At 37.3% G+C, this 14,156-nt stretch carries 12 protein-coding genes; 1 reads left to right on the forward strand and 11 read right to left on the reverse strand.

All coding sequences use genetic code 11. From position 1 onward, the window contains the following. Positions 1 to 7: 7 nt before the first annotated feature. From OR571_RS21565 to OR571_RS21605, 10 genes are all read right to left on the reverse strand, one after another. Positions 8 to 883, reverse strand: coding sequence for a DUF58 domain-containing protein (locus tag OR571_RS21565; protein WP_282245922.1), 876 nt, complete (start codon positions 881 to 883; stop codon positions 8 to 10). Continuing rightward, positions 880 to 1,872, reverse strand: a complete 993-nt coding sequence (locus OR571_RS21570; RefSeq protein WP_282245923.1) for an AAA family ATPase — start codon at positions 1,870 to 1,872, stop codon at positions 880 to 882. The genes OR571_RS21565 and OR571_RS21570 overlap by 4 nt, the downstream gene beginning before the upstream one ends. Positions 1,873 to 1,884: 12 nt before the next feature. Continuing rightward, complete coding sequence (locus OR571_RS21575; RefSeq protein WP_282245924.1) at positions 1,885 to 3,279, reverse strand: hypothetical protein; 1,395 nt, start codon at positions 3,277 to 3,279, stop codon at positions 1,885 to 1,887. Between the two features lie 13 nt (positions 3,280 to 3,292). After that, positions 3,293 to 3,457, reverse strand: a complete 165-nt coding sequence (locus OR571_RS22865; RefSeq protein ID WP_348775075.1) for a hypothetical protein — start codon at positions 3,455 to 3,457, stop codon at positions 3,293 to 3,295. Beyond that, positions 3,457 to 4,134: an ABC transporter permease gene (locus tag OR571_RS21580; RefSeq protein ID WP_348775076.1), complete on the reverse strand. Its 678-nt coding sequence runs from the start codon at positions 4,132 to 4,134 to the stop codon at positions 3,457 to 3,459. The genes OR571_RS22865 and OR571_RS21580 overlap by 1 nt, the downstream gene beginning before the upstream one ends. A 2-nt stretch (positions 4,135 to 4,136) precedes the next feature. Next, on the reverse strand, positions 4,137 to 5,066 hold the full coding sequence (locus OR571_RS21585; RefSeq protein WP_282245925.1) for an ABC transporter ATP-binding protein: 930 nt from the start codon (positions 5,064 to 5,066) through the stop codon (positions 4,137 to 4,139). Further along, positions 5,063 to 7,471 carry a DUF7408 domain-containing protein gene (locus tag OR571_RS21590; protein ID WP_282245926.1) on the reverse strand — a complete coding sequence of 803 codons (2,409 nt, stop codon included), beginning with the start codon at positions 7,469 to 7,471 and terminating at the stop codon, positions 5,063 to 5,065. The genes OR571_RS21585 and OR571_RS21590 overlap by 4 nt, the downstream gene beginning before the upstream one ends. A 49-nt stretch (positions 7,472 to 7,520) precedes the next feature. Beyond that, positions 7,521 to 8,396 carry a LysR family transcriptional regulator gene (locus OR571_RS21595; protein ID WP_142537564.1) on the reverse strand — a complete coding sequence of 292 codons (876 nt, stop codon included), beginning with the start codon at positions 8,394 to 8,396 and terminating at the stop codon, positions 7,521 to 7,523. 66 nt (positions 8,397 to 8,462) lie between these two features. After that, positions 8,463 to 8,915 (reverse strand): cyclic-di-AMP-binding protein CbpB, encoded by a 453-nt coding sequence (gene cbpB, locus OR571_RS21600; RefSeq protein WP_142537563.1) that lies wholly within the window; start codon positions 8,913 to 8,915, stop codon positions 8,463 to 8,465. A 1,047-nt stretch (positions 8,916 to 9,962) separates the two neighbouring features. Next, the gene (locus OR571_RS21605; RefSeq protein WP_282245930.1) at positions 9,963 to 12,020 is read right to left on the reverse strand and encodes a GGDEF domain-containing phosphodiesterase; all 2,058 of its coding nucleotides are present in this window, start codon (positions 12,018 to 12,020) and stop codon (positions 9,963 to 9,965) included. Between the two features lie 179 nt (positions 12,021 to 12,199). Between OR571_RS21605 and OR571_RS21610 the strand changes: the two genes are divergently transcribed. After that, positions 12,200 to 12,667 (forward strand): YkyB family protein, encoded by a 468-nt coding sequence (locus OR571_RS21610; RefSeq protein ID WP_282245932.1) that lies wholly within the window; start codon positions 12,200 to 12,202, stop codon positions 12,665 to 12,667. Positions 12,668 to 13,244: 577 nt separating this feature from the next. On the opposite strand, the gene OR571_RS21615 is transcribed toward OR571_RS21610, so the two are convergent. Then, positions 13,245 to 14,150: a chemotaxis protein gene (locus tag OR571_RS21615; RefSeq protein WP_282245934.1), complete on the reverse strand. Its 906-nt coding sequence runs from the start codon at positions 14,148 to 14,150 to the stop codon at positions 13,245 to 13,247. Between the last annotated feature and the right edge of the window lie 6 nt (positions 14,151 to 14,156).

Below are 14,156 nucleotides of genomic sequence, written 5' to 3' on the forward strand. Positions count from 1 at the left end.
TCTCACCTCATTGCACCCAATTTGCACGTAATAGCTGTTGAAACAGTACATGCGAAATTCCATCATCAGCATTTACTTGAAGTAATCTTGCACCGAATTTATTGCACAGTAATTCCAGTCCATGCTGATGTAGTTTTCTTTTTTCTTCGTACGAATCGAGCACTCGCGAAGAAATAGAAACATTTAACTGATTGGAAGTTTCTACATCTACTACTTGCACATCCCCAGTATAGGCTGGAGCTAATTCGTCATTTGTTACTACTTGCAAAATACGAATATCTCCTGCAAACTTTGGCAGTTTCCGAAGTAAACTTTCCCAAGATTCCAAACTCTCCAAGCAGTCTGATATAACAAATAAAACCGTACTATCCTTCGGTAAAAAAGGAACTGCGTTTTCTGCAAATGAGGCCGTCATCATAGGTTCATTTAAATCAGAAATAGTTTTCGTAAAAGCTTTCCGATAAGTAGCACCTTTTCGTCTAAACGGTGGCTTCAAATAATCACATACAGCTGAAAAAGACAAACGATCATCTCGTTGTAAAACGAGTATACCTAGAGATACCGCAAGCTGTTTTGCAAATGTCCATTTCAGTGGGTCACTCATGGATCTCGTACAATCAAGCAAAATATGTACGCGCATTTCTTGTTCATCTAAAAAACGTTTTATAAAGTACTTATCCGTTCGTGCATAGACATTCCAATCTATTTGGCGCACATCATCACCTGGGCTATACTCTCTAAAATCGGAAAAATCAAGAGATGCTCCGAAGCGCTGTGAACGATGTGAGCCTTTATGCTGTCCACGCAATTTGGATTTAGTAGAAATAGATAATCTACTCAGTTTACCTGCCCAATCTTTTGGCACTAGATGCTCAGTACTCATACGTTTTGTCCCTGTTTAATCGTTTGCATCACGATATCTATTAGCTCATCTGCTGTTTTTCCTTCTGCTTCTCCTTCGTAATTAAGTAATAAACGATGTCTAAGCACCGGTTTTGCAACAGATTTAATATCTGCAATCGATACATGATAACGTCCAGCAACTAACGCACGCGCTTTCGCTAGTTTGATAAGACTTTGCAAACCACGTGGCCCACTTCCATACTGAACATATTGTGCAACCTCAGGGATGATAGCAGCTTCGGGATGTGTAGCAGCTACTAGATCTACTGCATATTCCAGCATATCATCTGCTATTAGCACTTCTTTTACCATTTGCTGTGCATGTACGATTTCTGTCGCATTCATAATTTTATTCAACTGAATGGACTCCCCGCCCGTCGTTCGCTTAGTAATCTCCATCAGCTCTTCCTTAGATGGATAGGAAACAAGAATTTTACATAAGAAACGGTCCATTTGAGCTTCTGGTAATGGATATGTCCCTTCCATTTCAATTGGGTTTTGTGTAGCAAGAACGAAAAAAGGTTTATCCATTTGCTTCGTTTCTCCAAGAACTGTTACCGTTTTTTCCCCCATTGCTTCTAAAAGCGCACTTTGTGTTTTCGGTGTTGCTCGGTTTATTTCGTCTGCTAAAACCATTTGACTAAAAATAGGTCCTTTTTGAAATGTAAATTGCTGTTTACCATTTTCCAATCTTTCGATCATACTCGTTCCCGTTATATCGGATGGCATTAAGTCTGGTGTAAATTGAATTCGCGAAAAGGATAAATCGAGCACTTCAGAAATTGTCCGAATAAGCATAGTCTTTCCTAGCCCTGGCAGCCCTTCAAGTAGCGCATGACCATCGGCTAATACACAGTAAATGGAAAACTCTACAGCTTCTTTTTGACCTACGATAAAGTGACCTATTTCTGCTCGAACTTCCTCTAAACGTTTACTTATATTTGTGTAATCCTCTGTTGTAAAAGTCATCATTATCCTCCCTTATTCACTATTTTCAACGGTTGAAAAATAATCCTGAACGATTCGCTGTAAATCTGACGGCAGTTGCAAGCGCTCAGAGCTTTTTATATAGGAATCTGCATACTCATTAACAACTTCTTCATACGGCTTCGCTGAACCACGTGTCACTGGTACCTCGCCAGGTTGCTCACTAGCGGCTTCTCCCTCTCCTAGCTCTCCTCCATCTACAGAAGTGTCACCAGTTCCTCCGATTCTTGATGGAATGGAAAGAAGATCCCTTCCACCAGAACCCTTACCTGCTCCTTGACCTTGACCTTGGCCCTGACCTTGACCCTGTCCTTGGCCTTGTCCCTGACCTTGGCCTTGTCCCTGACCTTGGCCTTGTCCCTGACCTTGACCCTGTCCTTGGCCTTGTCCCTGACCTTGACCCTGTCCCTGGCCTTGGCCTTGGCTCTGACTTTGGCCTTGTCCTTGATTTTGTCCCTGGCTTTGGGTAGACTGATTAGGATTTTTTGGCGTATTGGCGTTGGAACTACTCTGCGCTATTTGATTAGAAGTAAAAGGAAACGATTTTCCCATCTTGCTTAAAGCGGTTTGGGAGGTAGCTGCACTTTTTGATAAAGCGCTTACTGTATCTTCTAGAGAAGCAAGCTCTTTTTGTTCCTCTGCCGATAGAGATGATTCAGTTGAGTCCCCTTGCTCTGCAAGCTCCTTCTTCTTTTCTAACTTTTGTTCTTTTAAAGCTAATTCTTTTTGCTTTTTCACCATTTCACGTAAAGCTTCTTCTGCAGTTTCTACTTCTTTAAGCTTCTCTTTTAATTCTTTTATTTCTTTTTTTACGGGCTTTGCTAGATTTTTTTTCTCTAATTTATCTACTTCTTTTTTCATTTCCTTCACAATTTGATCTTCTTTCTCTATATCCTTCGCTTCCAACTGGGTTGCTGCTGGAAATGCATATAGGACAAGGGCTGCAGTAAAAGCAATGACAAATCCAATAATCCATTTAGGCTGCATATAGCGCTTTTCTCGTTGCTTAAATTGTACAAATGCTTTTTCACTACTTTTCTCGGCTTTATCAAGTAACTCCTTAATGATTGGAGATTTCTTGTGCAAGAAAGAAACTGCTGTTAACAACAAATTATCCGGAAAGTAAGCATCCAGTTTTCGAGCCGCAGCTTCCTTAGAAGGTCTTTTCCAAAATGCATACAGAAAAACAGCAATAAAAACAATGCTACCAACAAGCACAGAAATTCGAATATAATATGGAAATACAAATAACCTGGAGACGAGTAGAATAGCCGCAACAGAAGTAAATCCATAAAACAATGCCGCTTGGAGCATTCTAATATAATGCTCCAATGCGAGACGACTTTTAGCTTTTCCGATATAACGAATTAACTTGTGTGGGCTACTCATCTTAACTTCCTCCTCATCTCGTACGTTTCATATTGACACGTAATTTTTTCACAGCAATAAAGATCGAGAAAACTGTTATACATATATAGAAAATCGTATATCCAATCCAAATCGGAAGATCCACTTTCGTTGATTCTGTTATAAAGCTATCCGAACCTGGCGAAATTAACGTAAGCATTAAAACAACTGGATTAATACTTGCAAAAAATGAGCAATAGGTGATGAAGCTAAAGTTCCTGCTGCCATGCTATTCATACCAGTTATAACTAGGTAAATAAATCCGGTAACTGCAGTGAAAAAAATCATCGTTCCATAGGTCGCGATCATCGCAACAATTGTTTTACGAATTATAGTGGAGTACATAATGCCGATCCCACCGATAGCAAGCATCGTTAAAAAGAAAAACAAGAAAATAATCCCTAGTTGCCCTGGAGATACCCCTCCAAAAAGGAAAACTAAACTATAAATAGGTAAACCCGCTACAACCAATAACAAAAGAAAAGCAATGGACGAAGTTAGCTTTCCGAAAATAATTTGAAAAGAGGTTTGGGAAGTTGTCAGCAAAATATTTAACGTTTGCTTCTCCCGCTCCGAACTAATGGCACCTGCAGTCAAGCCTGGTGTGATAAACAGAATGAGGCCAAGCTGAATATAGGAAAGCATTGCAAACATGAAGAAACTTTCTTCTGGTCGGAAATAACCAGTACCAGTAAACGATGTAGTCAGCATGATAAAGCCGAATACAAATATACACATTGCGATTAAATAAAAGAGAATACCCGTAAAGCTTTTTAACGAGCGAAAGCGTAGCTTTATTTCCTTTACTAATACGGGATTTGCAAGTAATTGCTTCATCCTTATTTCACCCCTTTCGTAATTTCCATGAACACATCTTCTAAGTCCGTCTCTGTTTCTGAAAAAGAAATAATTTTCAAGGATTGGTCTAGTGCCTTTCTCAGCAAATTAATTTGATCCTCTTCTGTACCTCTATAATTAAATGTAATGGAATTTTTCTCCACCTCTAATTCTACTTTAGAGACAAAAGGATCCTCTTCGAAAAACTGAACAGCATTTTCTAATAATCCTTTTAGCTTCACCGTTATTTGTTTTTCTCCCGCAAGCTGCGCTTGAATATCTGCAACGGATCCATGCGCGATTAATCTTCCACCATCGATAACGCCAATTTCATCACACATTTCTGCTAGCTCAGGCAATATATGAGAGGATATAAGAATCGTTTTGCCCATTCCTTTTAATTGTCTTAGAATATCTCTCATTTCAACGCGAGCTCTTGGATCTAATCCAGAAGCCGGTTCATCCAGGATTAACACCTTAGGATCATGAATAAGTGAACGCGCCAAACATAAGCGTTGCTTCATCCCCCGAGAAAGCAGATCAACATAGTCATAGCGTTTATGGCTTAAATTCACAAGCTCTAGTAATTGAGGTATTAAAACTTCTCTTTCTTTTTCTGAAATACCGTAGCTCGCTCCATAAAAATCTAAATACTCATTTGCTTTTAATTGGTCGTAAACACCGAAAAAGTCAGGCATATAACCAATTTGTTTTCGCACTTCATGTGCATCAGTTTTTACACTTTTTCCATTAACAAAAGCATCGCCAGAAGTAGGTTGAAGTAGTGTCGCCAATATTGAAAAAGTAGTGGATTTTCCGGCTCCGTTTGCTCCTACAAATCCAAAGACGGTACCTTCTTCTAAAGTAAGGTTTAAGTCATTCAATGCATAAAAAGAGCCGTACTTTTTCGTTAATCCTTTTATTTCAATCATTGCGTAACATCTCCTTTCAAACGTACCTCTGGAAGTCTCGAATATGAATCACCTTGGACCGATTTTTTTTGCAATTTATAATATATTTCGCCTTTATCATTGATATAATTTTGGATGTTTTCCGTATTAGTGAATCTGCTTTCCGTTATTGCTTCAAAGCTCTCTGTTTCCATATTCCATATTTCAATTGTTTGGGAATTTCGATCTGTATTAGCAATTTGTAATTGTGTCCAATTTACTCGATCTAATGGGATTGTATCAGGGATTTTCCAATACACATTATACTCTCCATCATCTAAATACCACTCCAAACTATTGTTCATTACTGGTTCCATATGTTTCCCATATTCATCCGTATTGACATTAACAGTGAACATATTCGCAGGTAATACAAATTCTCCCGCAAAGACTGTTTCTGCTGTGAATGGCTGTATGAGTAAATGAAGAGCGGACATCTCAACTTTTTTATCCTTTAACGTAATAGGCACAATATTATCCTCTGCAAAACCAGTAATTACAGGACTCTTACCATATTGGTCTCCCATTAGGCTAGCTGAATACATCGATTGCTTTCGTTGTTCTATTAAATCAATGGAAGTACCTGAGTTTATTCCATAGTTTTGATTGATATATGGATTTGAAATTGGCATTAACATAACTGAGCTTAACTTTTTATTTACTTCCAGTTTTTCTCCTGGTTCAAGATCACCAAGCGGGATTAATTTACTTCCAGACCATACGGAGACTTCTTTTACGACAAAAGGAAAATTATTTTGTACAGTTCCAGTAAGCTGGCTTGCCTCTACTCGAAGGTCTACATCAAAATTTCCTACTTCCGGTATTTGGGTTTCTCCGAACAAGGAGGAAACGGACCAATAACCTACGTCTCTAAATGTTAGCTCACTATTCGATGCGTGTTTTTCCATAATTGCATTTTCATGTACATTTGGCGATTGTCCTGTAAATGTATTAAAATTCCGCTTTGCAACCATGGTAGTAGTAGTCGGAGCTTCAAACGTGAAATCACCACTTTTGTTACTTAAAAGGGACTCAGCATAATAGCCTTGCAAGCTTTTATCCTCATTTACATGTAAAAAGGAAGATTGTTGTACTTGAGGACGTGCAATTCTATCTCTTGCCCCATAACCGAAAATAGCAGCAGAAGCAATGATTGCTGTGAGTGGTATAATTCCCCAAGCATACTCTCTCTTGTCTTTTCTTTTCAATATGATATAGAGCAGAGGCACAATAATTATCATATAAACGACTACAATTCCAATCATCAATGGAGTAGAAACTTTAAACGAACTAAATAAGGAATTCGTGTCTCCTAATTCATAAACGAGTTGGTCTTTACTATTAGTATAGCCGTACATATTTGGTGTATTTTGTACATTCACTGACTGTAAAATAGTTGACATCAAATCACTATAAACTGGATCTTTCGCTAATGGATCGTCACCAAGAGAAAAGGTCGTTTGGATAATCGCACCACTGCCCATTTGTTTCTTTGCAGCTAGGATGGTTCCATCTACTTTAAATAAAGGTGTGGCACCTTCGTTTAATTTTGCATTATGCACAGTTAAATCATTCGTTAATGTATTATTTGCAGTAAATGCGCGCATCTTCTCTGGCGTTAAATTTTGAGTTGTTGTTTCTAACGTTAAAGGCAAGTATTCCCCTAACTTTCCTACTTCGGCTATTAGATTATCAGAAGCGCCTATTACGATATTTCCGCCTGAATTGACATAATCAATAAGTGCTTGTTGCTGTGCATCAGCTAAATCTGCTAATACAAATTCATCTAAAATAATATAGTCAGCCATTTCCCATGCTACCGCCTCGTTTGGTAAAGAAAAATTACTTAGCTGGGCAACATGGATCACTTCATCATTTATTTGGTTTGGTTGTTTAATCTGATTCAAAGCCTTTAGTCGGTCCGCACTGTCTGTCAGCGTAAGATAAAAAATAGTCGTAGGATCATAAAAGTTTGTTCGTAAATTTTTGGTTCCCTTGAAATCGATAGATTTTCCTTTTTCCCATCCACCTTCAAAAAAATGTATCAACTGAACAGTTGACCCTTGGTAACTATAGTCTTCTCCCAAGCCACTTACCGCAACTTGAACAGTTTTCGTTTCTCCTGCTCCGATTTCAAACGGAATAGCGATTGCATTTCCTAGGTTGTACGATTCCACAGTATCTAACACGAGATCTCCAGAAAATGCCTCTCCCTTGTTTTCAACAGTTAAGGTAATCGGTAAACCTTCCCCATATTTTGCTTTTCCATTGAATCCAGTCGTCACCTTAACATTCAAGTTAGGTGCTGCAAGGACACTTACTGTTGGTAATATTGTAAAATAGATAAATAGTGCTGAAATAAATAACGTTAACTTCCGAATATGCATCATTTTTCCCCCTTTACTTCTTAGTACGCTATTAATGGGGGAAAGTTCCTTATTGAAAAATTTGTGCATGTTTTTTTACAATACTTACGAAAGCTTCCACTTGGGGTAGTTCAAAGGCTGCATCGTAACCAATAAGCCAAGTATCTCTAGTTAACTCAAACTGCTCTTCGTTATTTGTTAACGGAATTTTATGCACATCTTCCTGCCCAGTCAAAGTAATGGATGGCAAAATGGCATAACCAATCCCATTTAAGGCCATTTGCTTACATGTCTCAATTTGATCGACAATTATTTGTCTTTTTGGATTGCTAGAGAAATGTTTTTGCCACCATTGCTGAATTTCCTGATAATAGTTTGAATCACTCTTAAATTGAATAAATGGCTTATCTGTTGTTAGCACATCGTCTATAGAAGTCATTTCTTTATCCACTAAATAAAGTGTATCTCGAAAAAGGTGTATTTTATTTCCTTTCCAGTCTGTTTGCCCACGCACAATACCAATTTGCGCCTCTCCATCATAGATGGCTTTTACAATTTCTGAGCTCCAGCCAGTTAAAAGAGATACCTTTGCTTCTGGATATGTTTGGACAAAATCCTTCAATACTTTTGGCAACCAATTTTGCCCGACTATCGAGGCACAAGCAATTTTTAGCGTCCCATGCACTTTAGAGGTTAGCGATTGAATTGTTTCATATAGCGCTTCTTTTTGTTGAATCATATTTGACGCAAACTCAATAACCAATTCGCCTTCTGGTGTAGCAGTCAACCCTTTTTGAGAACGTAAAAAAAGCTTGGTATTCCACTCTTTCTCAATCGTTTGAAGTCGTTGTGAAAGTGCAGGCTGAGACAAAAATAACCGCTCTGCTGCTTTTCGCATATTTTGTTCTTCTGCCAATGTTTTAATAACTAGAAAATCAGAAGTCATTTTTTATCCTCCTTACATGAAAAAGAAGGCCCTTAATCGTAAGAGGCCTTCACTACTTTTACATAATTATACTTGAGTTTCTTGTGTTTGGTATAAATACTTTTTCATTTGTTTTAAGATGACTCTTCTTGTTAAAATTCCTAAAAAAGTTCGCTCGTCATCTATTACGCATATATAAGGATTATTCACTAACAAATCTAATCCTTTTTGAAATTTTTCTTTTATGTGAATAACCGCTACGTCTGTTTTCATTATATCGTCAACTTTTAGTTCAGGTAATCGTTCATATTCAATATGTTCAAGTCCTAAAATTTCATCAGTGATTTGTTGTGAGCTTATTAATCCATGTAGTCTGTATTTCACGTCTAGAACTGGAATAGAAGAATACCCAGTTTTAGTTAATACTAATAATGCATGTTCTGCGTTATTACCTAGTTGTACATGTGCTACTTTTTCTGCTGAAATAATATATTCCTCTATTGGAATTTGTAAAAAATCTTTACTGTTTGCGACTATCATAGCATTCTACTCCTTTGTCTGTTTTCGTTTTAAGAAAACATACCCTATGAAACTATGATAGCATATGAATGGATAAAAAAACTATGGAATCGCTTACATTTATTTTTTATTTTTTGTGTGATATGACTAGACATTTCATTTCGGCCATTCTTTTCAATGTACTAAAAAATTCTGATTATCAAAATGGATTAGTCAAACAATACTGTGGCATTCCACTGATGTCATTGCTGGATGAAGATCGATGTAACTTAATGACTATGATAACTGTAACTAGGTTCTAACCGCTTTTTTCGCAGTCTAGAGAAACTGTGCGGTAGTGAGTTGAATGAAGTGGACGCTTGGATTTCCGCTACAGGGTGGACGCTTTCCGCGGGTACGGCTTCCATCTCCTCGGAGCTCCGAAAACAAATGCTCCTACGGTTACTCGTCGCAAAGACATTGGTCAAACAAAGTTCGACCAATGTCTTTCCTGCGGGGCTTTCAGCTCGTACTGTTCCCGCTGGAGTTGCCACCCCTTCGCTACAATCCAATAGAGTTTGCTATTTACTCCATAATGAGACACTAAATTTAGTACTATGTTGCATTTTCTATGGGTGAAAACCTTTGATTAGTTGAAAAGATATACTATCTAGCGATGGTTATCTATTGTTGGGACCCATTACTTGAATAGCTAATAGCAACTTCCCTATAATTTATACTGTACATAAAATGATTTTAAATAAGAAACAGCTGGACAGTGGTAAATAAATTAAAGAGCTTTTTTGCATTTAATTATCGATTAGTCAGCAAGTTCTATTGATGGAAGCGCAAGTTGGCGACACCTGCGGGATCAGCGGGACAGGTGAGACCCCACAGGAGCGTGCGACGAGGAGGCTCACCGCCCGCCCCGCGGTAAGCGTCCGCCTGGAGCGGAAATCAATTCCCTTTGCCGTATCTCTTTACCGCGCAGTTTCCCTATACTCCAAATCACAAAAGGGTCAACTAGTTGTCGTTTGGTAAAAGCTAAGCTCCCTAAAATACAAAAAAACCGTAAATTTAAAGTACAATTTACGGTTGGGTAGTTGTCATATAGGATTGGTTAATGTCGTCTATCGGTACTGGGCGACTAAAAAAGTAACCTTGAGCTTTTTGGCAATTGGCCGATTTTAATATTTCGACCTGTTGGTCCTTCTCTACGCCTTCTGCAATAACCTCCATACCTAAACTATGGGCTAGTTGGATGATTGTCGTGGCGATAGCCGCATTTTTTTCATCCAGCTCCATATCCTTTATAAACGACTGATCAATTTTAATAATATCGATAGGATACTTTTTTAAATAGCTAAGGGAAGAATAACCTGTTCCAAAGTCGTCTATCGAAATAACGACTCCAATATCCTTTAATTCTTTTAGCATGGCAAAAGTATCTTGCATATCTGTCATTGCACTTTCGGTAATTTCTACTTCTAATGAATCTGGAGTAATCCCATGTTTACCTATTTTTTCACGAATTTTAATCGCAAAATTTTCTTGTTTAAATTGTTTAGGTGAAATATTAACAGCAATCCGCACAGGACGATACCCCTTTTGCTGCCAGTATTCTAATTGCTTACATACTTCATCTAAAACCCAATCGCCAATTTGCATAATTATCCCTGACTCTTCAGCGAGCGGGATAAAATTCATCGGTGACACATAACCAAACTTTCGATTATTCCAGCGTAACAATGCTTCAAAGGAGTTGATCTCTCCAGTAGCTAAATTTACTTGTGGCTGATAATGTATGGACAATTCTTCTTTTTCAATAGCTCTTCTTAAATGAGATTCCATTAAAGCTTCATTTGGAAACGATAAATTCATCTGTTCCTGAAAATAACGGAAATGTGCCCTTCCTCTATCTTTTGCCACAAACAAAGCTTGATCTGCTTTAATAAGCAATTCATCTAAATTCTTTCCATCAATCGGATACATAGAAATACCGATAGAAGCAGTCACAAAATATTCTTGATGATCTAGATAAATGGGTTTGGACAATTCACTCAATAGATTTTCAGCAAAACTACTAGTCTCTTCACGGGTTTTATCTTTCAAAATAAATACAAACTCATCGCCACTTTGTCGATACAGGTTAGATGATTTATTGATAAAAAGACTTAATCTATCAGCTATTTTCTTTAGTAAATCATCGCCATGATTATAGCCTAGTGATTCATTTATCAGTTTAAAACGATCCAAGTCAATCCGCATAATCGCTATTTGAGTTTTTTTATTGATAGCGTCGATTAAATTATCACGCAAATGCTCTTTTAACGCACGTCGATTCCATAAACCGGTTAAATGATCGTGATATGCCAAATAATATAATTGATCTTTATCGTTTGCACTTATTGACAGATCTCTTAGTACTAGATGAAATTCTTTTAGATTCCCTTGGTCGTGAATAGGAATTGCTTTTAAGTATACGTTTACATAATGACCGTTCACATGCTTAAAAGAACATTTTTGCAGTTCAGTTGGATAGCCACTCAATGTTTGCTTGATCATAAGCTGAAAATTGCTTAGCGAATTACTCTCGATAAATTGTTCAATCGGTTGATGGAGGAGTTTATCTAGGTCGTATCCTAACACCTTTCGTGTAACGACGTTTGCAAATTGAATTATTCCTCTTTCATTTATTAAAAAAACGGAATCGGTATTATGATTTAACAGGGACAAATATTTTTCCTTTATATCTACTAAAGCTTGATTTTCAACTAAATCACTTTTATTATCGTGCATTGTTAATCCATAAAAAGGTTTATCTTTATTTTGTAAGGAACAAATAGAAATACCTACTGAATATAATTGTTTTTGCAATGTAAGGTTCAAACTAGTATGTAGAGTCTTTTTCTCGATTTCCAAGCTATCTAATAGTACATATAACTGAGTCCACACTTCTGCTGAAAAAAACTGTTGTGGTTCGCTACTTGTATTTTCAAAAAAGCTTGCTGCAGCGTGATTAACATAGATTACAGATAATTTTTTTTCGCTTTGTCTTTCTAATAAAATAAAAGGTAGTGGATTTTCATCCATTAGATCACCTATATAATGATTCATCATAAGTTTTGGTTTTACTGAGTTGTCCATGGAATCCTCCAATTTGAATCATAACTAGCTAGAATGAAACAGTTCTTCACCTTATATTATCGACATTATTGAGCATATCTTTAGTCCAGCACCAAATATTGCTTTTTTAATTTGTGTATACAATTTAATTGGAAATTGGTATGATATACTAAATATAAAATATATTGAGGGAGGATCTTATGACAACCAGCACAGAAGATGAACGAATAGCGACAGCAATTTATACAGTCAATCGCCATGCCAAAACTGCCATTGATAAAAAGCCGTTATACCTGTTAAAAAAACTAGCTATTGATAAAATGTTGGAAGAAGACAGAGCACAAAAGATGGGTCTACATTTTGTTCGAAATCCAAGGAATAGCCAACAGCAATCCTCCGTATTAATTCAATGTGCAGACTACTACTTTCATATGATCCCAACAAAAGAGGACTTTAAACAATTGCCGCATCTTGGACATCTAGATGATACTTATAGAAATCCTATAAGGAAGATGAATTTAAAAATGGCAAAACAAGTACTTACTGATTACATTGGACCTCAATCTACGTTGAAGAATCCCTCTAATCAACCTACATTATGCACGCAATCATATGCAAGACAAACCAATCGAAGAAAACAAACAATGAAATCATACTTAGATTCTTAATGTTCCATGTCTCCAAAAGACATAATTAAATATACAGTGAAACTCAATCAGTGGAGGTTTTTCGACGCACAGGACGTGCTAGTGAGGACGTCGCGCTTTTAGTCATCCTCCACTGATTGTTAATTGTGACCCACACGATGGGGGTCACACAGACGTTGCAAACGTTCTTTTATTTTGCGACGAGCTTTGCGCAGGAGCAACACGATGTTGCGTACTTAGTCTGGAATCATTTCATCAGGCGCATGCCAGCAGTGGATCACCCACTTATCTTTTCGTCTTTCTTGAATCTTGAAGTGGGAGTCTTACTGCCGTTAATGCGGGATAATACAAGTCACTAGCTATATGATGCTTAAATGTATACGGAATGCTTTAGACCGAAAGAATTCTACACCATTCCCGTAACTTCTTAATGCGAAAGAGATGCGATAAACGCACAACTCTTTCGCATTTTTTGGATAACCCTATGAAATTCAGTTGTTGCTCTAACTAGCTCCGTCCCTCTCTATCCTACCTTTAATTAGCCAAAAAAAAGACACTTCCTGCATATCGAACAGGAAGCATCTTATCTCATATAGATTTATAAAATATATTGATCTATCTTTAAAACTAATTCTGCAATTTCCGGTTTACTAATTTGATCTTCTGCCCCTACTTGATCGCCTTTATGACGAAGGTCATCGGTTATGAGGCTAGAGAAAATGAGGACTGGAAGTTTAGCTAAATTGCTATCCTCTTTTATTTTGCGAGTTAATGCATGTCCATCCATTTGGGGCATTTCAATATCTGTCACCACTATTTGCACTTGTTCCGCGATATTAGAAGACTCTTTTTCTAAGCTTTCTAAGTAGGCTAATGCATCTTTTCCATTTTCAAAAAAATCTAGGTTAACATAGCCCGCTTCATGCAATGTGTCATGTAAAAGCTTGCGAAGTAATGGTGAATCCTCTGCAATAACGATTTTTTTATTGGAACGCTCTCGTTCGCCAAGCTTTTTGACTGATTCAATACTTATCCCCGATCCTGGACTTATATCTACAATTATCCGCTCGTAATCTAATAATAGAACCATTTCATCTCCGCGTTTTATGACTCCGATGACATGAGAAGTACCACCTTGATAAATATCACTTGGCTTTTCAATTTGCTCCCAAGAGATTCGGTGAATTTGCGTCACATTATCCACATGGAATACTACTCGTTGCTTGTTAAATTCGGTTACTATATATTTTTCTTGGTCCTTTTTGTTTAATTCCGGGAGACCAAGTACCCTAGCCATACTTACTACTGGCAGCACTTCTCCTCGTAATTGTACAATTCCCTCCACATGTGGATGTGCATGCGGGATAAATGTAACCGGAATTGGTTGTATTATTTCTTTTACTTTAATAACATTAATACCGAATTTGCTAGAGCCAACTTGAAATTCTACTATTTCTAGCTCATTCGTACCGCTTTCTAGCAATATTCCTTTATGATCGTTCATATGATT

The organism is Psychrobacillus sp. NEAU-3TGS (assembly GCF_029955155.1).
GTDB lineage: Bacteria > Bacillota > Bacilli > Bacillales_A > Planococcaceae > Psychrobacillus.

Bases quoted from the DNA above. Each gene is read 5' to 3' on its own strand.
- OR571_RS21565 (WP_282245922.1), bottom strand. From the start codon at position 883: ATGAGTACTGAGCATCTAGTGCCAAAAGATTGGGCAGGTAAACTGAGT.
- OR571_RS21570 (WP_282245923.1), bottom strand. From the start codon at position 1,872: ATGACTTTTACAACAGAGGATTACACAAATATAAGTAAACGTTTAGAG.
- OR571_RS21575 (WP_282245924.1), bottom strand. From the start codon at position 3,279: ATGAGTAGCCCACACAAGTTAATTCGTTATATCGGAAAAGCTAAAAGT.
- OR571_RS22865 (WP_348775075.1), bottom strand. From the start codon at position 3,457: ATGCTTACGTTAATTTCGCCAGGTTCGGATAGCTTTATAACAGAATCA.
- OR571_RS21580 (WP_348775076.1), bottom strand. From the start codon at position 4,134: ATGAAGCAATTACTTGCAAATCCCGTATTAGTAAAGGAAATAAAGCTA.
- OR571_RS21585 (WP_282245925.1), bottom strand. From the start codon at position 5,066: ATGATTGAAATAAAAGGATTAACGAAAAAGTACGGCTCTTTTTATGCA.
- OR571_RS21590 (WP_282245926.1), bottom strand. From the start codon at position 7,471: ATGCATATTCGGAAGTTAACGTTATTTATTTCAGCACTATTTATCTAT.
- OR571_RS21595 (WP_142537564.1), bottom strand. From the start codon at position 8,396: ATGACTTCTGATTTTCTAGTTATTAAAACATTGGCAGAAGAACAAAAT.
- cbpB (WP_142537563.1), bottom strand. From the start codon at position 8,915: ATGATAGTCGCAAACAGTAAAGATTTTTTACAAATTCCAATAGAGGAA.
- OR571_RS21605 (WP_282245930.1), bottom strand. From the start codon at position 12,020: ATGGACAACTCAGTAAAACCAAAACTTATGATGAATCATTATATAGGT.
- OR571_RS21610 (WP_282245932.1), top strand. From the start codon at position 12,200: ATGACAACCAGCACAGAAGATGAACGAATAGCGACAGCAATTTATACA.
- OR571_RS21615 (WP_282245934.1), bottom strand. From the start codon at position 14,150: ATGAACGATCATAAAGGAATATTGCTAGAAAGCGGTACGAATGAGCTA.